The 22,379-nt window shown below is 66.9% G+C and carries 14 protein-coding genes; 8 read left to right on the top strand and 6 right to left on the bottom strand.

The window, feature by feature from the left end:
• Nucleotides 1–134: 134 nt before the first annotated feature.
• A complete protein-coding gene (locus ABD944_RS24270) occupies nucleotides 135–1,778 on the bottom strand; it encodes a purine-cytosine permease family protein (protein ID WP_345180075.1) in 1,644 nt (547 codons plus the stop codon).
• Nucleotides 1,779–1,918: 140 nt separating this feature from the next.
• Nucleotides 1,919–2,260, bottom strand: a complete 342-nt coding sequence (locus ABD944_RS24265; protein ID WP_345180074.1) for a hypothetical protein — start codon at nucleotides 2,258–2,260, stop codon at nucleotides 1,919–1,921.
• A gap of 541 nt (nucleotides 2,261–2,801) precedes the next feature.
• On the opposite strand from ABD944_RS24265, the gene ABD944_RS24260 reads away from it, so the two are divergent.
• The 8 genes from ABD944_RS24260 to ABD944_RS24225 all read left to right on the top strand — a co-directional run bounded on the left by ABD944_RS24260 (nucleotide 2,802) and on the right by ABD944_RS24225 (nucleotide 12,408).
• Nucleotides 2,802–4,838 carry a hydantoinase/oxoprolinase family protein gene (locus tag ABD944_RS24260; protein ID WP_345180072.1) on the top strand — a complete coding sequence of 679 codons (2,037 nt, stop codon included), beginning with the start codon at nucleotides 2,802–2,804 and terminating at the stop codon, nucleotides 4,836–4,838.
• Nucleotides 4,839–4,843: 5 nt separating this feature from the next.
• Complete coding sequence (locus tag ABD944_RS24255) at nucleotides 4,844–6,844, top strand: hydantoinase B/oxoprolinase family protein (RefSeq protein ID WP_345180070.1); 2,001 nt, start codon at nucleotides 4,844–4,846, stop codon at nucleotides 6,842–6,844.
• Between the two features lie 77 nt (nucleotides 6,845–6,921).
• Entirely contained in the window at nucleotides 6,922–8,397 is a 1,476-nt protein-coding gene (locus tag ABD944_RS24250) for a YHS domain-containing protein (protein WP_258945371.1), read from the top strand.
• An 86-nt stretch (nucleotides 8,398–8,483) separates the two neighbouring features.
• Nucleotides 8,484–8,762: a toluene-4-monooxygenase system B family protein gene (locus tag ABD944_RS24245; RefSeq protein WP_345180068.1), complete on the top strand. Its 279-nt coding sequence runs from the start codon at nucleotides 8,484–8,486 to the stop codon at nucleotides 8,760–8,762.
• Entirely contained in the window at nucleotides 8,759–9,187 is a 429-nt protein-coding gene (locus tag ABD944_RS24240) for a Rieske 2Fe-2S domain-containing protein (protein ID WP_345180066.1), read from the top strand. The genes ABD944_RS24245 and ABD944_RS24240 overlap by 4 nt, the downstream gene beginning before the upstream one ends.
• 46 nt (nucleotides 9,188–9,233) lie before the next feature.
• Nucleotides 9,234–9,542 carry an MmoB/DmpM family protein gene (locus ABD944_RS24235; RefSeq protein ID WP_339153614.1) on the top strand — a complete coding sequence of 103 codons (309 nt, stop codon included), beginning with the start codon at nucleotides 9,234–9,236 and terminating at the stop codon, nucleotides 9,540–9,542.
• A gap of 36 nt (nucleotides 9,543–9,578) precedes the next feature.
• Nucleotides 9,579–10,595 carry an aromatic/alkene monooxygenase hydroxylase subunit beta gene (locus tag ABD944_RS24230; protein ID WP_339153615.1) on the top strand — a complete coding sequence of 339 codons (1,017 nt, stop codon included), beginning with the start codon at nucleotides 9,579–9,581 and terminating at the stop codon, nucleotides 10,593–10,595.
• A 202-nt stretch (nucleotides 10,596–10,797) separates the two neighbouring features.
• Complete coding sequence (locus tag ABD944_RS24225) at nucleotides 10,798–12,408, top strand: PucR family transcriptional regulator (protein WP_345180063.1); 1,611 nt, start codon at nucleotides 10,798–10,800, stop codon at nucleotides 12,406–12,408.
• 223 nt (nucleotides 12,409–12,631) lie between these two features.
• Here ABD944_RS24225 and ABD944_RS42480 read toward each other — a convergent pair whose 3' ends face one another.
• The 4 genes from ABD944_RS42480 to ABD944_RS24210 form a co-directional block, all read right to left on the bottom strand.
• Nucleotides 12,632–13,249, bottom strand: a complete 618-nt coding sequence (locus tag ABD944_RS42480) for an RHS repeat-associated core domain-containing protein (protein ID WP_425550316.1) — start codon at nucleotides 13,247–13,249, stop codon at nucleotides 12,632–12,634.
• Between the two features lie 260 nt (nucleotides 13,250–13,509).
• Nucleotides 13,510–14,073: a Uma2 family endonuclease gene (locus tag ABD944_RS24220; RefSeq protein ID WP_339153616.1), complete on the bottom strand. Its 564-nt coding sequence runs from the start codon at nucleotides 14,071–14,073 to the stop codon at nucleotides 13,510–13,512.
• Between the two features lie 1,129 nt (nucleotides 14,074–15,202).
• The gene (locus ABD944_RS24215; RefSeq protein ID WP_345180059.1) at nucleotides 15,203–15,649 is read right to left on the bottom strand and encodes a hypothetical protein; all 447 of its coding nucleotides are present in this window, start codon (nucleotides 15,647–15,649) and stop codon (nucleotides 15,203–15,205) included.
• A 111-nt stretch (nucleotides 15,650–15,760) separates the two neighbouring features.
• Complete coding sequence (locus tag ABD944_RS24210) at nucleotides 15,761–22,024, bottom strand: DNRLRE domain-containing protein (RefSeq protein ID WP_345180058.1); 6,264 nt, start codon at nucleotides 22,022–22,024, stop codon at nucleotides 15,761–15,763.
• Nucleotides 22,025–22,379 lie beyond the last annotated feature (355 nt).

Genomic DNA, 22,379 nt, shown 5'->3' with positions numbered 1-22,379 from the left:
CCGGGGGTCCGCTGGCCGACGGTGTCAGTTCCTTGCTGCATCGGACGTCCTTCAGTAGCCCTGTGTGGTGTCCGCCGGCCGCCGGTGCGGCCGGGGGTTGGTGCACGCGGTCCCGCGCGCCCGAGACCGCGCGGTCAGTCGGACGCGACCAGGTTCACGTCGCTGTGGCCGGCCGAGCCGGACCGGGCCTCGGCATAGGAGGCGCGCAGGTAGGCGATGTCGTTGCTGCCGCACTCGGCGCAGATGGGGGCGCGGTCGGGCGTCGCCGGGTTGCGGTCCATCTCCTGAGCGATGTAGTGCCGTTCGCACGAGGCGCACAGGACCCTGGCCTCCCAGGGGTTCTCGACCTCCGAGCGCGGGTCGAACGGGCGGCGCAGCACGACCTGCCGCTCGCCGGTGGCGAAGCGGCCGGCCGCGTACATGACCGCCGCGAGCACGAACGTGATCGGCGCGGACCACGTCGCACCGAACGAGCCCGCCGCCTGGACCAGGGTGATACCCGCCGCCGACGCGGCGAGCCAGGAGAGCAGGCCCACGGCGTTGAAGGCGGGGATCCGGCCGGGCCTGAACTCGAACTCCTCGGCCGGGCGCCGGTCGCGCCGGGCGAACGCCAGGTACACCAGCGCGATCGCGACCCACGCCACGACGAAGACGCCCTGCCACTGCAGTGACTTCAGCAGGTAGGAGATCGGGTTGGTGAGCATGAGGCCGAACGCGGCGATGCCGACCAGGACGACCCAGGCGCGCCGCGACAGGTGGATCTTCAGCGCGCGGGCGAAGAAGCTCTCGGCGTTGATGCTCGCGAGGTAGTAGTTGGCCGTGTTGATCCTGGTCTGGCTGATCCACACCAGCGCCACCCCGAAGATCCCCGCGAGTTTCACGATGCCCTCGACCGCGGAGAGCTCGCTGAGCGGAGCGTTGGTCACCAGGGTGTGGGCCAGGTAGATGCCGACGACCGCGTTGACCACCAGGGTCAGGATGTAGAAGAGGGGGCCGAAGGTGAGCCGCCGGTGGTACGCGGCGTCGCCCGTCTTGGCCAGCCGCGCGTAGTCCCAGGTGAAGGGGATCATGATCCAGACGCCCATGTAGGTCGTGAACGCGAAGAACCATCCGGGCGCGTGCAAGTTCGTGTCGGCCACCGGGCCGGCCGTGAGCCAGTCGTTGGAGTAGCCGTGGCGCGCCACCGCCCAGATCACGACCACGATGAGCCCGATGTAGTAGAAGGGCAGGAGGATGCCGTTGATCTTGTCCAGCCACTGGCGCACCCCGCCGATGACGATGGGGATGCTGTAGGCGGCCACGACGAAGTACCAGAGCTGGATGGAGCCCCAATCGGTGTACTGGTGCAGCACTGACGCGATGACGGAGCCCTCGAACACGCCGTAGTAGAGCGCGGTGGCCCCGATGATCAGTGGTGCGACCACCGACCCCAGGTAGCCGAACAGACAGCGCGAGAACAGCGCGCTGGAGATCCCGGTGCGTGCGGCGTAGCGGCTGATCAGCCCGCCGATCACGCTGTAGGCGATGACGGAGAGTCCGAGCCCGATCAGGGTGTCCACGGTGCCCGCGACGAGGGCGACGGTGGCGCCGACGATGAGCCAGAACATCGCGCTCGCGAAGGCGTACCAGGCCATGAGCAGCGACACGCGGCCGGAGCGCCACGTGAAGGGGGCGACGTGCAGCGCGTAGTCCTCCGTCGCGGCGTTGCGCACGACCTCCGGGTCGTCGTGGTCGATGATGTGGAGCGGTCTGTTTCCCGGTGCCAGGCGTTCGCTCATGGCCGTCTCCTTGGAGAGATCTCGTCGGGTGGGTGACGATTCGGTTCGTGGGGTTCGTCGGTTGCGGGGTCGTCGAGACGGCGGAAGCCGGTGAGGACGAGGAATTCCTCGCGGCTGCCGCCTGGGGAAAGCGCGTCGCCTTAGTCGCCGATGGCCGATCGCCCGGCGAACGTGCGCCGGAAAGGCCCGGGGTCGTCGACCGCGATGCTCACGTGGCCGTCCTGGAGAGTGAGCCGGATCTCCCGGGCCGCGCCCGCCCCGCTCCCGCCGGCGCCCGCGACCAGCTCGGAGGCGACCCGCAGGGCCTCGTCGATCAGGTCGGAGGCCAGGCCCCAGCGGAGCAGGGTGTCGCGCGTGTGCCGGTGGGCGGCGGCCGCCGGCCGGGTCGTCCCGGTGAGGTCGAGCCGGCTGGTCCGCGACCCGGTGACGCAGCTCGTGTACGTCCGGCCGGCGGGCCGAGCGGCGGCGTTGGATTTGCTCATGATCTGTTCCTTGAATTGCCGGCTGGACACGTTCCCCGGCAGAGATAACCGCCGGCACGCCTTTCACTGACGTTCTCGATGGGACGCTCGGTCGAAATCGAACGAACGCGGTGAGGGGGTCCACGATCAGATGTGAAGTGCTTGATCAGGGTGTAATCCCTGGTCGTCGCCCTAGATACTCGCCCCGGCCTTTGGGGCGGGCAATAGTGAAGAGTGAGAGAACCGGGTGATCGGATTGTGCAGGTCTCCGACCGCTGCGTCCCGTCGCCGGGCTCGCGCGTGGCCGGCCGTCCCGCCCAGGACCGGTGAGCCGCCGGCCGGCTGACGGTGCGGCCCCTTCCAGATCCCGGACGTGGGCTCGAATCCACAGCCGGTGTGTGGGAGACCTGAACAATCCGATCGTGTCGTTCTCTCACTCTTCACTATTGCTTGCTCTAGGGGCCCGGACGAGTATCTAGGGCAACGACCAGGCATGACGTCTGAATCGGGCACTCCCGGGGCGCCCGCCCCGGCCCGAACACCTAGGTGCAGGAGGTGCGGGATGGCATCGCGCGTCGCGGTGGACGTCGGCGGTACCTTCACCGACGTCTGCGTCCTTGGGGAGCACGGGGAAGCGCCCCGCGTGGCCAAGGTGCCGACGACGGCCGGCTCCCCGATCGACGGTGTGATGCGCGGCATCGCACAGGCCGGCGCGGATCTGGCCGACACCTGGTTCTTCTGCCACGGCACCACCGTCGCCACCAACGCGCTGCTCAATCGCACGTTCCCCCGTGCCGCCCTCGTCACGACGCGTGGATTCCGCGACGTGATCGAGATCAGGAGGGGGACGAAGGAAGACCTGTGGGACGCCTACAAGGACGTCGCCCCTCCCTACATCGCGCGCCGCGACCGGCTCGTCGTCACCGAACGGGTCGATGCGACCGGCCGGGTGATCGAGCCACTGGACATGCGCGAGGCCCGCGAACTGGTCGAGACGCTCCGGCGCAGGCAGGTCCGGACGGTCGCCGTCTGCTTCGTCAACTCCTACGTCAACCCGGTGCACGAGATCGCGATGATGGAGTTCCTGCGCGCGGAGCTGCCCGACGTCGCCGTCTCGGTCTCCAGCGCGGTGCTGGACGAGATCCTCGAACACGAACGCTTCTCGACGACCGTGGCCAACGCCCTGCTGTCACCGTTGATCGGCCACTACGCGGCGAGCCTTGAGCAGAGGCTGGCGGAGTCCGGATACGCCGGCAGGCTCCATCTGATGCACGGCGGCGGAGGCGTGATGACGACGCAGGCCGCGCAGCGGCACGCCGCGCGCCTCGCGTCCTCGGGCCTCGCGGCGGGCGCGGTGGCGAGCAGGCACATCGCGCTGGCCTGCGGCTATGAGAACTCACTCGGCCTCGACATAGGCGGTACCAGCGCCGACATCTCCATGGTGTCCGGCGGCGAACTGAAGATCACACGGAACTGGTCGGTGGACTTCGGGCACCCGATCTGCTTTCCGAACCTCGAGGTGCTGACCATCGGAGCCGGCGGCGGCTCGATGGCGTGGGTCGACGACGGCGGCGCGCTGCGCGTCGGCCCGCAGTCGGCCGGCGCGGATCCCGGCCCCGCCTGCTACGGGCTCGGCGGCACGGCGGCGACCACGACCGACGCCCAGCTCGTCCTGGGGCAGATCGACACCTCGCTGGCCGCGGGGTCGCAGATCCTCGACGTCGAGCTCGCCAGGCGGGCGGTGCGCCGGATCGCCAAGGAACTGAGCTGTTCGCTCGAGGACGCCGCGGTCGGCATCCTGCGCGTCGCGTCGGCGAATCTGGCCGACGCCTTGAAGATCGTGTCGATCCGCCGCGGGCAGGACCCGCGCGACTTCGCGCTCGTCGCCTTCGGCGGCGCCGGCCCCATGCACGCGGTCCACCTGGCCCGCGAGCTCTCCCTCCCGGCGGTCGTGATCCCACCGCATCCGGGTGTCACCTCGGCGTTCGGGTGCCTGCTCGTCGACATCAGGCACGACTCCAGCGCCATGTTCATCCGCGAGGCGCACGCGGCCGACCCGTACGAGATCGAATCGACGTTCCTGAGGTTGGAGTCGCACGCCCGTAAGAGCCTCCTCGATGACGGCGTCGAGACCGAGCGGATCAGCATGCAGCGGTTCATCGAGATGCGGTACCGGGGGCAGTCGCGCTCGATGCCGATCGCCGTGGACCAGCCGGTCCGGGCGATCGACGGCCTGGTCGAGAAGTTCCACGTCCAGCACCGCGGCGAGTTCGGATTCAGCCGCGACCACTCCGATGTCGATCTCTTCCAGCTGTCGGTCTCGGCCCTGGGCGTCATCGACAGGCCGCGGTTCGGGGTGGCGGGCCGCGGAAACGGCAGGCCGGTCGAACCGGTGGGGCGGCGGATGGTCAGGTTCGTCGAGCCGCGATGCCGGCTGGAGACACCGGTGTACGACCGGTCCGACCTCTACCCCGGCGTCGAGGTCACCGGCCCCGCGGTCATCGCCCAACCCGACGCGACGACGCTGGTCCCCCCGGACTGGACGGCGCTGGTCGACCCGATGGAGAACCTGCGCATCTCCATGAACGCGGACAGGTAGGCATCATGGCGAATCAGCGGGCACTGCTGCAGATGATCGAAGACGACCGGGCGGACGACCTCGACCCGGTGACGGCCGAAGTCCTGCGGAACGCGTTCATGACCGCCGTAGACCTGATGGCCGAACAGCTGCTGCGCACCTGCCACTCCTTTGTGATCCACGCACGCGACTTCTCCGGCGGGCTGTGCGACGCCGCCGGAGACACCGTCGCGCAGGGCAGCCAGGATGTCGCCGTGCAGGTGGGAACGCTGCACTTCGCCGCGAAAGCGGTGCTCGACGCGTTCCGCGGCGACATCTATGAGGGCGACGTGTTCATCCTCAACGATCCGTACTGCGGCGGCACGCACTTCAACGACGTCAGGGTCCTGCGGCCGGTCTTCAGCGAGGGCGCGCTGATCGCCGTCGCCCAGTGCAACGGCCACTGGGCCGACGTCGGCGGCTCCGCGACCGGCTCCTTCGACCCCAGCGCGACCGAGCACTTCGGAGAGGGGCTCCGGATCACCCCGGTCCGGATCTGGTCGCGCGGACGCTACCTGGCGGACGTCGGACGGCTCATCGCCTCGAACACGCGGTCCCCGGAGGACGCCGAAGGGGACCTGCGCGCCCAGGCCGAGGCGACCCGGGTCTGCGAGCGCGAGGTCCACCGGCTCATCGAGCGCTACGGCCGGCGGACGGTCATCGCGGCGTTCGGGGCGTCCCAGGCCTATGTCGAACGCGTCGTGCGCCGGCGGCTGTCGAAGCTGCCCGACGGGTCGTGGGAGGCGGAGGACTTCATCGACGGCGACCCGGGCGCGGGCGAGGGCCTGGTCCCGATCAAGGTGCGGATGCGGATCTCCGGGGACAGTGTCCACTACGACCTCGGCGGATCGCATCCCGCCATCGGAAGCTTCCTCAACTCGGCCTTCGGCGGCAGCTTCTCTGCCGTGATCGCCGGAACCAAGCCCTTCTTCCCCGACGTGGCGCTCAATTCCGGTTTCTACCGGGCCGTAACGGTGGACTTCGGCCCCCGCGGGACGGTCGTCAACGCGTCCTGGCCCACCGCGGTCACCGGGTTCTACGCGGGGCCGTACGAGAAGATCGTGAACGCCATCTTCCGGATCTGGTCCCAGATCATGCCGGGGCGCGCGATCGCCACCTCGTTCAATCTCGAATACCTGCTCCTCGGCGGAAGGGACGTGCGCCACCACGGCCAGGAGCAGTTCATGTACTACGACTGGATGGCCGGCGGCTGGGGCGGGCGCAACGGGAAGGACGGGTCCAGCGCCACGGCGTCGATCTTCGGAGTCGGCCACGCCCTGCAGTCGACCGAGATGCAGGAGCTCACCTCCCCCATCGTGACCCGCACCTGCGAGCTGAAGACCGACTCGGGCGGGCCGGGCGAGTTCCGCGGCGGGCTCGGAATGGTGAAGGAGGTGATCCTCACCGACTGCGAGGGGGCGGTGATGTCCTACTGCTCCGACCGCGCCAGATCGGTGATCATCGGCAGCCTCGGCGGGTCGCCCAGCTGCCCGCACGGCCTGTGGGTCAACCCGGGTTCCAGCGGCGAGAGGTACCTGGGCGCCCTGGCGTCGCGGGTCCCGGTCGTTCCCGGGGACTCGCTGGAGCGGCCTTCGGCAGGCGGCGGCGGGTACGGCGATCCCCTCCGCCGGGCCCCGGGGGCCGTCCGCGAGGACGTCATCGACGGCTACGTCTCGATCGACCGGGCCCTTAAGGACTACGGCGTGGTGGTGGTGCGCGACGCGGACGACCCGGACCTGCACCGGGTCGACGAGGTCGCGACCGCCGCCGAGCGCCGGAGACTGCGGGCGACCCGGGCGGGTCTCCTGGAGACCGACCCGGTGCGCGTCGCCCAGCGGTACCGGGACGGCGAGCTGACCGCCTACGACCTCGTCCGGCAGTACGGCGTGATCGTCGACTGGGGCTCGGGCGAGCTTCTTCCGGAAACCACCCAGAAATATCGCGCGATCCTGCGCGAGCGCTGCTGCTCGCATTGGCTCGCCGAGTAGCGGCACGAATTCCTGACAAAACATGGTCGCCATTCCCGGGCGTGAGCGCGCGGGAAAATCGAGAGGAGCGGTTCCTTATGGCGCTGCTGGAACGATCAAGTTGGTACGACATCGCCCGCGACACGAACTGGACGCCGCGGTACGTCGAGATGGACGAGCTGTTCCCGCCGGACCAGAGCGATCCCTACGGGATCCCGGTCGAGGAGTGGGAGTCCTTCGACGAGCCCTACAAGGTCTCGTACCGCGAGTACGTGAGCGTGCAGCGCGAGAAGGACGCGGGCGCCTACTCGGTGAAGGCGGCGCTCGCCCGTTCCCGCTACTACGAGGACGCCGACCCCGCCTACCTCAGCATGCTCAAGCTGCACTACGGGGCGATCGCCCTGTCGGAGTACGCGGCGTGCCAGTCCGACGCCCGGATGACCCGCTTCTCGAAGGCCCCGGGAATGCGGAACATGGCGACGTTCGGCATGCTCGACGAGATGCGGCACGGGCAGATCCAGCTGTACTTCCCGCACCAGCTGGTGACCCTCGACCGCCAGTTCGACTGGGCCCACCAGGCGCACCACAGCAAGAACTGGGCCGCGATCGCCGGCCGGCACGCGCTCGACGACGTGATGATGACCCGGGACGCGGTGACGACCTCGGTCATGCTCAACTTCGCGTTCGAGACCGGCCTGACCAACATCCAGATGATCGGCCTGTCGGCGGACGCGGCCAACATGGGGGACTACACATTCTCCAACCTGATCACCAGCATCCAGTCCGACGAGGCGCGGCACGCGCAGATCGGCACTCCGGTCCTGGAGATCCTGATCAGGAACGGGCGGAAGGCGGAGGCGCAGGAGGCCGTCGACATCGCCTTCTGGCGGATCCACAGGCTCTTCGCGATCCTCACCGGCATCCCGATGGACTACTGGATCCCGCTCGACAAGCGCGACCGCTCCTTCAAGGAGTACATGACCGAGTTCGTCGGCGAGCAGTTCGAGCGCCAGCTGCTCGACCTCGGGCTGGAGCGCCCGTGGTACTGGGACATCTTCCTCGAGGACGTCGAGACCCACCACCACTGCCAGGCGGCCGCGACGTGGGCATGGCGCAACACGCTGTGGTGGAACCCGACGGGCAACGTCGGCCCCCGCGAGCGGGCCTGGCTGGAGAGCAAGTACCCCGGCTGGAACGACACGTTCGGACGGTACTGGGACGTGATCATCGAGAACATCCGCGCGGGGCACCCGGAGAAGTCCGAGGCGATCGGCATGCCGGCCATCTGCAACATGTGCCAGATCCCGATCTCGAACAAGGGCGGAACGGTCTGGCAGGCCCGCGCGCACCAGCTGGACCACGAGGGCCGGCTGTACAGCTTCTGCAGCACCGTCTGCAAGTGGATCTTCGAGCTCGAGCCCGACCGGTACAAGACCTTCGACACCATCGCCGACCGGATGTACAACGGCGAGATCTCCCCCAACACGCCGGAGAACATCCTCAGATACATGGGCGCCGGCGTCATCAGCCCCGGCGGGACCGACGCGCACGACCTGGCCTGGGCGCACGCCTGACGGCACGCCCCGCCCCCCGCACCGGCCGGGGGCGCGGGCCGCGGCCCGCGCCCCCGGCCGTCCTTCAGGAACGAGAGGAGACCGAGATGTCGACGCCCCTTGCCGTGATCGGACGGCTCCAGTACGACGCGCACACCCGGATCATCGACGTCGAGACCGGTTACACGATGGACGAGGTCGTGGAGGCCTGCCTGGCTCCCGCGGTGGGATACCAGGCCCGCCACCCCAAGCCGGGCGCGACCCTGCTGGTCCGGCTGACCACCGACACCGACGACGCGGCGCCCTTCCCGCGGACGATGACGGTCGAGGAGGCCGGACTCCGGCACTTCCAGCAGATCGACGTGTTCGTGGCGGAGGGCGAGTGAACGGCGCCGGGTCCGCCGACCTTCCCGCGGGGGTCGGGTCGGCGGACCGGCGCAGGGAGGGCGGGGATCGGACGGCCTCCGCGCCGGAGGCCGAGTTCCACGAGGTCTGCGCGGAGGACGACCTGTGGGCAGGGGAGATGCGGCTCTGCTCGGTCGCCGGTGTCAAGGTGCTTCTGCTGCGCACCGATGACGGTGACATCCGCGCCCTGCAGAGCATCTGCCCGCACCAGGAGCATCCGCTCGAGAACGGCGACTTCGACGGCACGACTTTGATCTGCGCGGCCCATCTCTGGGAGTTCGACGCGTGCTCGGGTCAGGGCGTGAATCCGGACGACGCGGAACTCGCCCGGTACCCGGTCGAGGTCCGCGAAGGCAACGTCCTCGTGTCGGTCAAGGGAATCAAGCCAAAGTACTCGCACGCCTGAGACGGTGACCGCCGATCACCTCGTCGAGGCGAGAACAGGACGGAACATGACCACCACACCGGTGCACGGCGGGTCGAATCTCGCCGGCCCGCTGTTTCGCGGCGGCGACATCTCCGTCGTGGCCGTAGAGGCGATCGAGCAGGACAACCCGGACAAGGAGATCCACGTCGCCGACCACCGGACCTACGTCCGGGTCGAGGCGGAAGGGGGACTGGTGATCCGGCGCCGGACGATGGAGCAGCTGCTCGGCCGGACGTTCTCGATGCAGGAACTGGAGGTCAGCCTGACCGGCTACTCCGGTCAGATCGAGACGCACGACGAATACATGCGCTGGTACTTCCTGAAGCAGTCCTGACGTCCACCCCTGAAGGAAAAGACCGAGGAGAAACCCATGAGCGATGCCAACGACGTCTCCAGGCCATTGAAGACGTGGAGTCACCTGGCGAAGAACCGGCGCCGGCCGACCGAGTACGAGATCGTCTCGACCAAGCTGCTCTGGAGCACCGACGACGAGGCCCCCTGGGCCATGGGGCCGGATGTGCCGCTGAGCAAGTGGTACGTCAAATACCGCAACGAATCGCCCCTCAGGCACGCCGACTGGGACGGTTTCCGGGATCCCGACCAGATCGTCTACCGGACGTACAACATGATCCAGGACGGGCAGGAGTCGCATGTCGACGGCCTGCTCGACGACCACAGCAAGAACGAGCACGACAGCGGCATGTCCGACGAGTGGGTCGCCCAGCTGGCGCGCCTCTACACGCCGAGCCGGTACCTGCTGCACACCGTGCAGATGTCGGCCGCCTACCTCGCGGCGCTCGCACCGTCGAGCACGATCGAGAACTGCTTCATCTTCGAGTCGGGCGACCACCTGCGGTGGGTCTCGCGCGTGGCCTACCGGACGGCGGAACTCGCCACCGCCCATCCCTCGGCCGGGTTCGGCCGTCAGGAGCGCGCCCGCTGGGAGGACGACGAGGCGTGGCAGGGATTCCGGGAGCTGATGGAGCGCGCGCTCGTCGCGTGGGACTGGGCCGAGCAGTTCGTCGCGGTCAACCTCGTGGCCCGGCCGGCGATCGACGCGGCCATGCTCCGGGCGCTTTCGGCCGTCGCCCAGGAGAACGGGGACACGCTGCTGGCCCTGCTGTGCCGTGCCCAGCTCGTCGACAGCGACCGGACCCAGAAGTGGTCGCGGGCGCTCGTCGACTACGCCCTGGAATCCGCTGACCACGGGAAGGCGAACCGCGACCTGGTCCGCGGCTGGCTCGACAAGTGGGGCGCGCTCGCCGACCAGGCCATCGACGCGTACTGCGACGTGCTGGTGCCCGGCAGCGATCTCGGCGCGGAGGTGAAGAGGACGGCGGCGAGCGCCAGGGCCTCGTTCGTCCAGGAGCCGGTCGCCGCCCGATAGCCCGGTCGCACCGGACCGGTCTCCGAGAGGCGGTCCCGCGGCGGCGCGACCCTGCGGGGCGCCGCGGGCCATGCCGCCGGGCCGGTCCGGTTCCCGCCCGAGTTCAGCCCCCTGACCAGCGAATTCAGGATGGATCCAACCCGCCGCACGCCGTAGAGTGTCGAGAACGCTCCCGTCAACGTGTCGTTTAGGGACGAGTGCGATGTTCACTATCGGAGACCTGCAACGCAACGTCGATCTCGGGCTCCAGCTGACCGTCGGGGGCAACCGGGCCAAGACCGCGGAGATCGCCCGTGCCGAGGTGCTGCAACTGGGACGGCTCCCGGCGGCCGAGCACCGGGCGGTGCTGCTGCTCACCAGCGGGCTGCCCGAGGGGGCGGGTCCCGGCAGCGCGGAGGCGCTCGTCGCGGCCGCGAAGGCCGCGGGCGCGGTCGGAATCGTCCACACGCTGGCGGCGGGCGCCGACCAACCGCCCGAGGCGATGGTGGCGGCCGCCGGAGCCGCGGACCTCCCGCTGCTCTCGGCTCCGGCCGACTCCTCCCTGCGCGCCATCAAGGACGCCGTCAACGAACGTGTGGCCCGCAGCGAGCTGGTCCTCTACCAGCAGTTGCTCGCGCTGCAGTCCAGCCTCATCGCCGCCGTGTCGACGCCCGATCCGACGGACTCGCTGCTGCGCCGCCTGGGCGCCCTGGTCAACAGCACGGTGATCCTCTACTACCCGGACGGGCGGCTCCTCGCCGCCACGGGGGACGGCCCCGCGAGCGTCATCTGGCAGCGGATCGACAAGTCTTCCCAGGAGCGGCAGCAGTTCACCGTCGGGCAGTGGCACGTCGTGGCCTCTTTGATCAACGGGCCGGAGGAGGCGCACCGCTGGATCGTGCTGGCGAGGCGCGGCCATCCCACCTCGCAGGAGATCGTGTCCCAGCTGATCACGACTGTCGAGCAGTTGCTCGACGTCATCGCCCTCAGCCGGCGCGCCGCGGCGAACGAGGAGGCGCTGCAGCGGGCCGACGTCCTCCAACGGCTGGTCTCGAACAACGGCTACGAGAAGTTCGGCTGGGACCATGTCCGCCGGTTCGGGTTCGAGCCGCACGGTCCGTGCTTCGTCGCCGCCATCGCCCTGCCGAACTGGAGCCAGCGGCGACTCGACCCGGACCTGCATTCGCAGCAGCTGAGGGACGTCACGCAGATCCTGCGGGGGTTGGTCTCCAACTCCTCCTCGCCGCACCTGGTGGGTTCCCACGAGGGCGTCGCGGTCGTGATCCTGCAGTGCTCCGACAGCCGCCTACTCGACGAGTCCGTACGCGTCCTGCGGGCCCGCGACCTCCAGGCGTCGGCGGGCATCGGTCGCAGGGTGGCCTCGCTCGACCTGATCGGCAACAGCTACCGGGACGCGCGGCTGGCGCTGACCCGCAGCCTGCACCGCCCGGCCGACGGCCCCGCGGTGCAGCGGTTCGAGGACTTCGCCGTCGCCGACATCGCCGTCAGCACCGCCGACGAGGACCAGCTGATACGGCGGTCGCACGACCTGCTCGCCAAGATCGAGGGCAGCGAGCACCTCCTCGAGACGTTGATCGTCTACTTGGAGAACGACCTCAGCATCAACGACACCGCGAACGTGCTGAACATCCACCCCAACTCGGTGCGGTACCGGATCGGCCGAGCCGAGGAGCTGATCGGCGGATCGCTGCGCTCGCTGCCGACCATCGTCGACGTCTTCCTCGCCGTCCAGGTCATCGCGCGCAACAGGGCGGGCTCGGTCTTCACCCTCCACGACGACCGGACCGGCCACGCCAAGGCGGCACTGGGCTAGTAGACCGCTCAACGCGAGGCCAGCGTCTATAGCAGCGCCGGTGAGGCCGGCCTTGAAGCCGCCCAGGAGGGTTTGTTGGTCGGATGGGGGGTGTTCTGGTGCTGGGAGACCACGCCGTAGACCCATCCGCCGATGGCGGCGCAGCCGACGACTGCGGTGCCGCCGGTGGCGGCGGCGCAGAGGCCGCCTGCTGCGATTCCGGCGATAGTGGCCTGGTGTTTCTTCAGAAAGCCGCCGACCTTGCCGACCTCGCAGCTCCAGCCGCACGATTTCTTGACCGGTACCGGGTTTCCGCCCCCGCTGCCTTTGCAGCCGACCCAGCAGCCGCCGCCCCTCCTCTTCTGAAGGAGTTGTGGTGCTGGTTGGCGTCGTCCCAGCTCGCGTGCTCCGTAGTTGGCGTAGCTGCTGGGCCCTGGCCGGAAGCCGTCGTCGCGGTATTGGCCGGTGGGGTCGGCGTGGTCGACGGGTTGTTGCCGGCGTAGAAGTAGCCGTTGGCGGTTAGAGGGTCACCGCCGCCGGTGACGGGGTCGGCGCTGAGGAACCGGCCGGTGACCGGGTCGTACTCCCGCGCGCCCAAGTGGGTCAAGCCAGTGGTGGTGTCCTTGGTGCCGCCGACGTAGCCCCTGTCCATGAGCGTGGGCCAAACACCGATCGGGCTGCTGCGCTCGTTGCCGAAAGGCGCGAACCGGCGGACGCTCCAGTTGTCCTGGTAGACGGCGTTGACGGTGGTGTCGGCGCTGCCCTGGTATTCGGGGACGAGGAACTGGACGGTGGAGCTGGAGACACCCGTCCGGTAGGCGACGTTCTGACCGGCGTGCCTGTAGTAGCGGACCGCGGTGATGGGCCCCGCCCGCAGACACCTTCACTTCCTGCCTGGGCAGCTAGAGGGTCATGCCGTTGGTGTCCCTGCGGATCAGGCGGTTGCCTGCGGCGTCATAGACCAGTTTCTGGCCGGGCGGGTGGTGGTGTTGCCGACCTTCTCGTAGGTGTACAGGTCGGTGGTCTCGGTGGTCCCGTCGTTTCCGCTGAGCGACTTCAACGCGTGCGGAGTTGGCGACAGCGCTGTCGCCCAGAGGCGCGGATGCACCGGGGCGGGAGCGGTCAGAAATCGCGGGTGGGGAGCACGCCTTCGAGCGGGGCGGGGATGGGGAGGTCCTCCCCCAAGGCGACCGAGACGATGTGGGCGTAGTCATCCCCGCGCGGCTCGGAGAAGATCGTGGCCTTTCCGTCCAACCGGTCGATCAGCAGGTACAGCGGGATATCGGCGGCAGCGTAGCCGCGCCGCTTGGGCCCGCGGTCCCGTTCGGCGCCCTTGCGATCCCGCCGACTCCCCGACGTCACTTCCAACACCATCGCCACCCCGTCGGGCTTGCTGTGCCACTCGCGTCCCGCAAACGCACCCTTGGGAGCGGCGATCCCGTCGGGTACGTACTCCCCCTCCGGGCTGATCAGCGTCAGGTTTCGGTGCAACCGCAGGCCGTGGACGTCACGAACCCAGTCGTCGACCGCCACGATGATGGTCTCGTGCTGCCCATCGGGAGTCGGGGACACGATGATCTCTCCATCCACCAGCTCGGCCCGGAAACCCGGCATCACCTCGAGCGCGGCGAGCGCCTCTCTCAGGTCATCACGGACGAACGGCGGCTCTTCAGGCATCGCCGTCATCAGAGCTCTCCTCGTGGTCTCAACGGTCCTGGCAGCTCACCCACAAACTAGCACCGAGGCCCGCCCTCGGACTGGACGTCGACCCGGACCTGGGGGAAGGTCCGCAACACCTGCGCTCGACGGCAACGCGAGTCGCCAACGGCCCCTTCGGTGTAAAGATGACCGTTTGGACGTCCCACGCAAGAGGCCTGGACCGGACAGCAGCACACAGCACTTACCAGGACCGGCCCACCCGGCCCACCCGGCCCACGCCCAGCCTGGCTGCACGGGCACAGCCGGTCACTGGCATCTCGACCATGGCGCGCATCACCGCCGCGGAAGGCGTCGTCAAGCACGACGAACTCTGCGGGCCTGCAACTGTCGGCCAGGGCAGCGGCCGCCGAGAGCGGGTCCGACGCTGTCAGCGGCCGCCTTGCCGAAGACCTTCATCGCGCTCCTCGGTCAAGCGCCAGCAGCTGAAGCGGTTGCGCCCGAGACGTTGACTGCAAGCGAGCCAACGAGGTTCTCAAGAAGGCCAGTACGGCTTCCGTTGCCGAACTCGGCCGACCAGAACGACGCAGTCACCATGATCGACCGCCTGCGTGAGCGCTGCGGGAATCTGCGAAGCGTACGGTGGCTCCCGAAACTGGCTCCCCAGACTACGAAGCGCTCATTGGAACACACGAGATCGAGCCGTTGACGACGCTCTGACCTGCGGAAACTTGGGGTGGGCGATACTGGGTTCGAACCAGTGGCCTCTTCGGTGAACACGATCGATCAAGCCCGAGAAAAGCCGCCTCTCGACATCGTCGCAGGTCAGACAACATCTTTCAGCACAGCACAGCGCACATCAGGGCAGATCAAGTCCACTGCGCTCTCCCACAGATAGCGCGCTGTTTCTGTCACCGGCGCGTGGCCGACCGCAGCCGACCGCGAAGGTGGCTTACCGTGACAGTCCACGAGCAGGCGCTCTCCGATGGGGCCCCAGGCAGCGTCAGGTAAACCAGGGGTGCCCGCTTGGCGCAGAGGACCAATGCGAGCCAAAGGTCATTAAAGCGCGGCCTCGCTTTGACGCGGAAGCCGGTCAATTATCCATCCACCCGCACTTCCGGGGCGATCACCACTTCATAAAGACACCTTCCCTAAAGGCTCAGTCAAAGAATTCCGCGGTCAACTCCACAGCGCTTTGGTTTAGCGGAGATTCTTCGACCATGACCACGACACGACGTGACGCCACTGGGCGTTCGTAGACGTTGGAGTCCATTCTCGCACCATATCGTTCGACTAGCGCAGCCGTCGCCGGCCTCCAAGGCGAAACGGCAAGACCCTTCACGATGCCAGCCCGACTGACGCCTTCTCGAAAACTGACGGTCAGTGTCGGGTTGTCACCGGAATCACATCCTTCGAGTCGCTCGATTGAGCCGATATCACCTCGTGGGATGAACGGAATCACGGCATCTTCAAGTTGCTGAAGAACCCTTTTCGCATCCTTGCCGCACCGAAGATCGACCGGCTGTGTCGGGCCACACCCCGACAGGGTTTGAACCAGCAGAACCGAAGCTACCAACCCCCAAGGAAGGGCGCGTTTGGCAGACATCGAAGAACCGTCCTTGCTTTTCGGTGAGACAGTCGCATCCCATCGTTCCGCACGCCCTTGCGCTAGGAGCGCGGTACGGGTCGGCCAAGCTTTGGCCGCGCCGATGCGTCGCTACATTAGATAGCCGTAACGATAGTACCAGTATCCATAATATCTAAGGAGGTAGAAGACGCCGTTAGCTCCCCAGTAGTAGTTGAACACCCGCAATGTGCCTCGATAGGCACGCGCGAACCACCGGGCTATGAAGTTATTGTATCGATCCTTCGCCGTATCATTGCCAGACTCGTAGATCTCATGAGCGTCTCCGATCAGCTTCGCCGCCCTGTAGCCCAGATAGAACGTGAGGCTACCCTGCCAGATGAAATGACGAACAGCGTTGGTGATTCCACTGCCCCCCAGGCCTTTTGACCATTTAGCAGCATTTACCGATATGCTGACCGCCTTGATACACGAACCGAATCCCAGGCGCATGCAGACACCGCTTTCGATGAAGTGCCGAAAGAGCTTTCGCCAAGAGATTCTGCCGTCGAGGTCGGTGCAGTTGACCGGGTCCGCGGTGCAGTATTCGTAGGCGTTTTCGTTTCCGCCGTGCACGGGATCGGTCTGCAGGAAGCGGCCAGTGTTGGGGTCGTAGAGGCGAACGCCCATGAGCGACACCCCGGTGAGGGTTTCGCTAGAGCGTTGGTACCCGCCGAGCCAGCCATAGCGGATGGATGGCGAGCCCTGGCGTTGGTTGCCGTATTCGTCGGTGTCGATGACAGTCGGCGCTTGACCGGCGTCTAGTGGCAAGATGACCGCGACGTGGCCGCGCAGGGTGTTCAGATAGAGTGCGGTACCTCCAGTCTTGGCGGTGGTGGCGGCCAGTTCGCCGGTGAGCCCGACGATGTTCCTGCTGATGGCGCCAGTGGCGGTGTTCTCAACGATCCAGCGGGGTCTGTCGGAGTCGTCTCCGTAGTGGTTGAGCTTTGCCTCGAACTGGTTCCAGGTGCCAGACGTGTTCGTCTCGGTGGTCCATGACCGATAGCGCATGGCTGCATCCAGTTGCCAGGTCCTGCGCTGGCTCCCGGCGGTCTGCTGACGGACCAGATCGTTGGCGTAGTAGGAGTAGCCAGCACCGCCGGGCACAGAGATGGTGCGACCGAAGGCATCGTAGGCGTAGCCGCTGTTGACCAGCCGGTCGGCGGAGTCGTAGTTGGAGGTCAGGCTTGTTCCTCCACTGGCAGGGCAGTCGATCCCCGGCTCGCTGACCAGAGTTCTCAGAAGGTTCCGGTTGGTGTTGTCGTCGAAGCCGTACGAGCGACGGGTGCAGATGTTGTCCGTGGTGTCCTCAGCCTGGACGAGGCGGCCCAGCTTGTCGTATCGGTAGGTCTGCTGTGTGACACCGCCGGGTGTGCCGACCCGCGTGGTGGCCTGCCCGAAGATCGAGACTGTCTGGGTGTCGCTGGCCACGATCATGCCGTCGCTGTTGCGAGTGTAGGAGCGTGCGACGGGGTTCCCGGCCGTGTCGGTGGTGGTGGTCGTGGTGTATCCGCCGGGAAGCGTCTGCTCGTACACTCGCCCGTCCGCGTCGTACCGGCCACTGAAGGTACCGGCGACTGAGTCAGTGATCGCGGTTGGCACACCGCGGGGGTCTACCGCGGTGTCGTAGGTGTAGGTGGTGGTGGACGGTGCCGAGTCGGTCACCTTGACCGGGCGGCCCAGCCGATCGTACTCGGCCTTGGTCATGCCGCCGTCGGCGTCGGTGTAGGACGTCTGCCGGCCTAGCTTGTCGTAGCCGCGGGTGATCGTTCCACCGGTCGGGGAAGCGCTGGTCGTGGTCAGCCCTGTGACGCTGTCATAAGTGGTCGTAGTTTCGGGAACCGCCGCGCCCGAACCGCCCGAGACGGTGGTCTTGAGGGGCCGCCCGGCATCGTCGTGAGTCGTCGTCGTAGTCCGGGTCGCACCGTTGGCGGTCTCGGTGACGGTCGTGGGCTGCCCGTACAGTCCGTATTCGGTACGGGTGGTCGCCAGTTCTGATGGATTGGAGCCACCGCCAGTGATCACTCCGGCCGGTCCGGTCGTGCAAACCAGATCAGCCCATTCGGGGCGTCCACCGCAGGGCCCGGTGCCGTCGGCGCTGTAGTAGGTGGTCACTCTCGCTCCGGCGTCCGTGCCGGAGCTCTTGGGCTGCGTGCTCTTGGTCTCTCTGCCTCTGGAGTCGTACTCGACCTGCCGGGTGATCGACAGGCTTCCGGGGTCTTCGGTGGTGGCGGAGGGAACGCCCTTGGCCCAGTCATAGCTGGTGGTCTGCACTCGGCCGTCCGCCAGTACGGTGGGATAGGCGGGCAACTGGGCTCCCTCGCTGACTTTGGTGACCTGATCCTGGACGACGGCGGAACCGTCGGTGGGGCGTCCCGCGTCATACTCGTTCTGTTTCCAGGGACGCGCCATGACCAGCAAGCCAGATGCCGCGACCTTCTCATTGGAGACGATCAGATCCTGATCGAGGGTCACCTGATGCAACGGTCCTAGCTTTTGTAGTTCCTGCACCCCATCGTCGCTGTAGGTGGTTCGTTCGGAGAGCATTTCGGCGCGCTCAGCACTCGGCAGGTTCGCGATCCCCAGCTCAGTGAGGGCTTGCTGGTCGGCGGCGGTTCCGCCGAGCGCGATGTTCCGGTTGGCGGCGCTCAGGGCACGCACCTTGTTGCCGTATCGGTCATATTCGGTCGTCGTGACGAAGCTGGCGGTGTTCGCGGTGTTCACTTCCCGGCCGGAGGCGTTGAGGTAGGTGATGGCAGCGCGTCTGTAGTCTCCGGCCGACAGGTCATCACCTGTGTGGGAAGCGGGTGTCGCGTCGGAGGGAAAAATCGCGGTCCCGTCGGTCGGACTCTCGGTCTGCCCCCACCGGGACCGTCCGACGATGCCGAGTTCCACAGGAGCCTTGGCCCCGGTGACGGGCACATCGTAGACGAGCGCCGTGACGGCGTCCCCCTCAACCGTGTCGGTACTGCCCTGCTTGAGCGCGGGGCGCGACGCTTTCAGCAGCATGCCCGCACCGGCCGTCTCGGTTTTCCCCGCGCTTCCGTAGGTGAAGGTCCAGGGGAGCTGCCCCGGCGGCGTCAGCTCGATTACTCGTCCGGCGTCGTCATAGCCGTACTGGGTCTGCAGGAGCGGAGTGATCCGTGGATCCCATCGCCGCCGCAAGTGTCCTCTGTCGTCGTAGGCATATCGGACGACCGGGATCGCCTCAGCGGCACTGGCTCCAGGCTTGGTGGCCCACAGCCTTACTTCGCTGACCTGGCCGACATAGTCGCCGAACGCGCTAGCCGTGGCGGTGGTGGCGGTGGCGTAGGTGAATTCGAGCACGCGGCATCCGCGGGTCGAGGGAGAGTTCTCACAGGTGCTCGATGCTACGCCGCTGGAGGCACCGATGATTCGCTTCGGACGAGCGAGCTTCTTGCCATCGACCGTTACGGCCTCGGACACGACGTTGGCCGTAGTGTCGTCCAAGCCAGCCCGCAAGGAAGTCGTCACCTGCCAGGTGACCGCGTTCGGTTCGGTCTTGGCGAAGCGGGTGACGGCTCCAGATGTGCTCTCGGTCAACGTGAACGTGCCGGTGAAGGAGCCTGTGAGTTTGAGGTCTTCGTTCCCAGGCTCGGGAACCCACCCCGTCTGGTCAGCATTGGCCGTGAAGTGCAGCGCTGATCCGTCCTCCTCAACCACGTCCAACGAGGTCTCCGAGGTTTTACGCAGGTGAGAGTAGTCGGTGTCCGTCGGGTCGGCGGAGACACCCGCTACCCATTGACCTCCGAAAATGGGGGCTTGCCCTTCCTGCTCGGCCCCGGCGCCGGGCAACCGGGACGAGGCCGTGCGGGACACCGACATTCCGAAAAGCGAGACGTCGGTCTCCTGCAGAGAGTAGTTACCGGTCAGAAGGTTCACTGCGCCTGGACCGACCGTCTTGGTCGCGGCACCGTCTGCGTTGCGGTCGACCACAAGGGCCAACGGCTGCGACTGGCCGACGGCGCCGTTGGGGCCGGCGAACTCAGCTCGCACTTGGACGTTGCCGTCCGGGTTGACCGTTGTGACCGCGTTCCAGGCGAGTGATGCGTTCTTGCCGTTGGTCAGGGGGACCGGCCAAGAGGAAAGCGCAGTGTCGCCGGAGGCAATGTGAGCGGGCGGGATCGGCGTCCATGGGTCGGCGTCACTTCGCCGCCAGGCGAACGTCACCTTGTCATACTTGGTCGGGTCGCCTTCGGCCACCAAGGGCACGCGACGGGCCGTGCGCTGGCCCTCCGTCGGGCTGTCGAACCCGCCGGGACCGACGTGGAAGGTGTAGGAGGCCGGCTCGGACACATTGCCGGCCTTGTCCATCGTGCGGATCTGTAGAACCTGGGTGCCGTCACTGGGCGGCGTCACCGAGAAGGTCTTGGCACCCGCTGCGCCGCTCGTTACCACCTTGTTCCAGTTCGTCCCATCCAGCGACCACTCCAACCATTGGTGGTCCGCAGAGGGTGGTGTGGCGGTGAACTTTCCCGCTTGCCCGGCACCTTTCACCCATGCGTTGGACGGGTAGTCCGTTGATCCCACGGCGCTTGGCGCGGACGGGCTGGTGGTGTCCACCGTGAAGGCGCAGTAATCCGACCAGATAGTGCCGTAGTGGGTGCCGTCATAGCCGCCTACGCGGAACTTGTAGGTCTTGCCGTTGCTCAACACACCGTCCGGGACTGTGACCGAGGCTTGTTGACCTGGGAGGACGGACGCTGACGACAGCACATCTCCGACCTGTGTGTTGGTCGCGGCATCGAAGATCTGGAAGTTGCCTTTGACTTTGTCGCCGTTGGCATCGCCGATCGTCGCACGCAGAGTCGGTCGGAGGGTGTTGACTGCGTAGACGCCGCCGTGCGCCAGGTAAGGCGGACCCGCCTGTGGGTTCGTGGGAGTCTTCGGACGGTAGTTGTAGGTGACCGTCAACTTGGGGACATTGCTCGCCGCGTTGCCCGAGTTCACTTGCTTCCAGTACTTGGTGCTGACCTCGTCGGGTGCCCGCAGTCCCATGCCGGAAGTCGTGTTCTTCGCCGATGCCCAGGTCTGGGCTAGGTTGGTGACGTCTGCATTGATCCAGCCGTCGCCTCCACAGCCGTCTCGCCCCTTGGTCTCAGTCGAGGTCGCTTTGGTGGTCCTCCAAGCCGGCTGAGCCGTCCAGCGCGAGGCCGTTGAAGCAAGTGCGGTGTCCACAGCTTCCCACGTGTACGCCGCACAATCGGAGTTTCCCGAGTGGAAGTTGTACAAGGACAGCGTGGCCTTGGACACAAGCGCGTCGGCAATCGGTGCGGTCTTCCAGTTGATGAACGCCCGTGCCTCCCGGCTGGTGCCGTCAGCGTTCTTGGTTCCTGGATTGCCCCAGTACAACTCGGAGTCCGCAGACCAGTCGACCGTCTCGCCCCGCTGTACCCGAGTGTCGAAGACGTTCGCCAACGCGCTCGTGGACGGGTCGACTGTCACCGGCCAAACCGTCTTCGGGTCGGCAAGGAATCCCGGGTCCGGCGTGAATACCAGATCGACGCCGTAACGCCGCGTCTTCACCTTCACCCCGACCTTGGCCTTATGCGGATGGTCGCTCACCCCGTCTGCCGACGTGGAGTCCCACATCACCGGCGCAGGCAGGTACGCCCTGCGTTTTCCTGTCTCAGCTTCGGCGAAGAGCACCGACCCGTCGCTTTGGGCGTCCGCCTTCAAGCCCTTGACCTTCAACGGCATCGTGTAGGAGAGGCCACCTGAGCCCGTCGGTGGCTTCTTGAGCTTCACGTATTGCTCGAAACCCATTCGCGTAGCTTCGACCACCACGTCCGCCGACCTGTCGATGGCATCGGGGTAGGTAGCCCGGTTTCCCTCCAGAAGCGGCCTCGGCAGCCCACCCCTCCACTGCAGGACAACCTGCTCGTCGCCTGACCCGAGCGTTACCAGATCACGGGCATCACGCTCGGCAGCCTTCGCTTCGCCGAAGGATCGTAGTCGTCTCCCGCCCTGGCCTCCGAGCCTCAGGCCCCGGGGATGCGCGCGCGGGACCACCGCACCATCCGCACCGACTGCCTGCAAGGTGACGTCAACGTCAATCCACTTTCCCGCCTGCACGAAGCGGACCGGTCCTGCGTACAGCTCAGTTGTACGCGAGCCATCCGGGTTTACCCAGGTCGAAGAAGTCTCCGTCCGCTCGGACAACGCTTCCACAGGTCGTCGGGACAATCGCGCGAGCATCCGAGCCGAGGCCGCAGTCTCTGCGCTCGTGGCCCATTGCCCCGGCTTGCCGGCCTGCGACGCGGGATCCGCGAGCGCCGCGTTCATCAGCGAAAAGGGGCTGATTTGGAGGAACGATCCTGCCAACGACACCGACATAACAGCTGCTACACGCCGAAACCAGCTCACACAAGCTCCAGAGGCAGACCCATAGGCAAGATCGCCAACGTCGGCCTAAACGTAACCAGCGCGTCCTCGCAGAGGAACGGTCAGGTTCTCGCACATGGCTATGACATAGATCACTCAAGGTGCAGACAACGGACTCCCCTGGCAACGCGTCGCTCAGGAATCACAAATAACGACTCTGACATGAAATCCGTACCGGGAGACGGCTCACGAGATAATCCGACTCCAAGAAACTATCGCAAGACAAGACGATCCGCGACGGAGCGGATAGTAGACCAGGTCACCGCGAGCACTCGTCAAGCATCCCCTCGCAAAGGAGGCGACTTTC

Source organism: Actinomadura verrucosospora (assembly GCF_039540335.1).
GTDB lineage: Bacteria > Actinomycetota > Actinomycetes > Streptosporangiales > Streptosporangiaceae > Spirillospora > Spirillospora verrucosospora.
Note: the sequence above shows the minus strand (reverse complement) of the source record. Positions and strands in the feature narration are given on the sequence as shown.

Excerpts from the sequence above, each read along its gene's own strand:
- ABD944_RS24270 (WP_345180075.1), bottom strand. The coding sequence starts at position 1,778 with ATGAGCGAACGCCTGGCACCGGGAAACAGACCGCTCCACATCATCGAC.
- ABD944_RS24265 (WP_345180074.1), bottom strand. The coding sequence starts at position 2,260 with ATGAGCAAATCCAACGCCGCCGCTCGGCCCGCCGGCCGGACGTACACG.
- ABD944_RS24260 (WP_345180072.1), top strand. The coding sequence starts at position 2,802 with ATGGCATCGCGCGTCGCGGTGGACGTCGGCGGTACCTTCACCGACGTC.
- ABD944_RS24255 (WP_345180070.1), top strand. The coding sequence starts at position 4,844 with ATGGCGAATCAGCGGGCACTGCTGCAGATGATCGAAGACGACCGGGCG.
- ABD944_RS24250 (WP_258945371.1), top strand. The coding sequence starts at position 6,922 with ATGGCGCTGCTGGAACGATCAAGTTGGTACGACATCGCCCGCGACACG.
- ABD944_RS24245 (WP_345180068.1), top strand. The coding sequence starts at position 8,484 with ATGTCGACGCCCCTTGCCGTGATCGGACGGCTCCAGTACGACGCGCAC.
- ABD944_RS24235 (WP_339153614.1), top strand. The coding sequence starts at position 9,234 with ATGACCACCACACCGGTGCACGGCGGGTCGAATCTCGCCGGCCCGCTG.
- ABD944_RS24230 (WP_339153615.1), top strand. The coding sequence starts at position 9,579 with ATGAGCGATGCCAACGACGTCTCCAGGCCATTGAAGACGTGGAGTCAC.
- ABD944_RS24225 (WP_345180063.1), top strand. The coding sequence starts at position 10,798 with ATGTTCACTATCGGAGACCTGCAACGCAACGTCGATCTCGGGCTCCAG.
- ABD944_RS24220 (WP_339153616.1), bottom strand. The coding sequence starts at position 14,073 with ATGACGGCGATGCCTGAAGAGCCGCCGTTCGTCCGTGATGACCTGAGA.
- ABD944_RS24215 (WP_345180059.1), bottom strand. The coding sequence starts at position 15,649 with ATGTCTGCCAAACGCGCCCTTCCTTGGGGGTTGGTAGCTTCGGTTCTG.
- ABD944_RS24210 (WP_345180058.1), bottom strand. The coding sequence starts at position 22,024 with ATGTCGGTGTCGTTGGCAGGATCGTTCCTCCAAATCAGCCCCTTTTCG.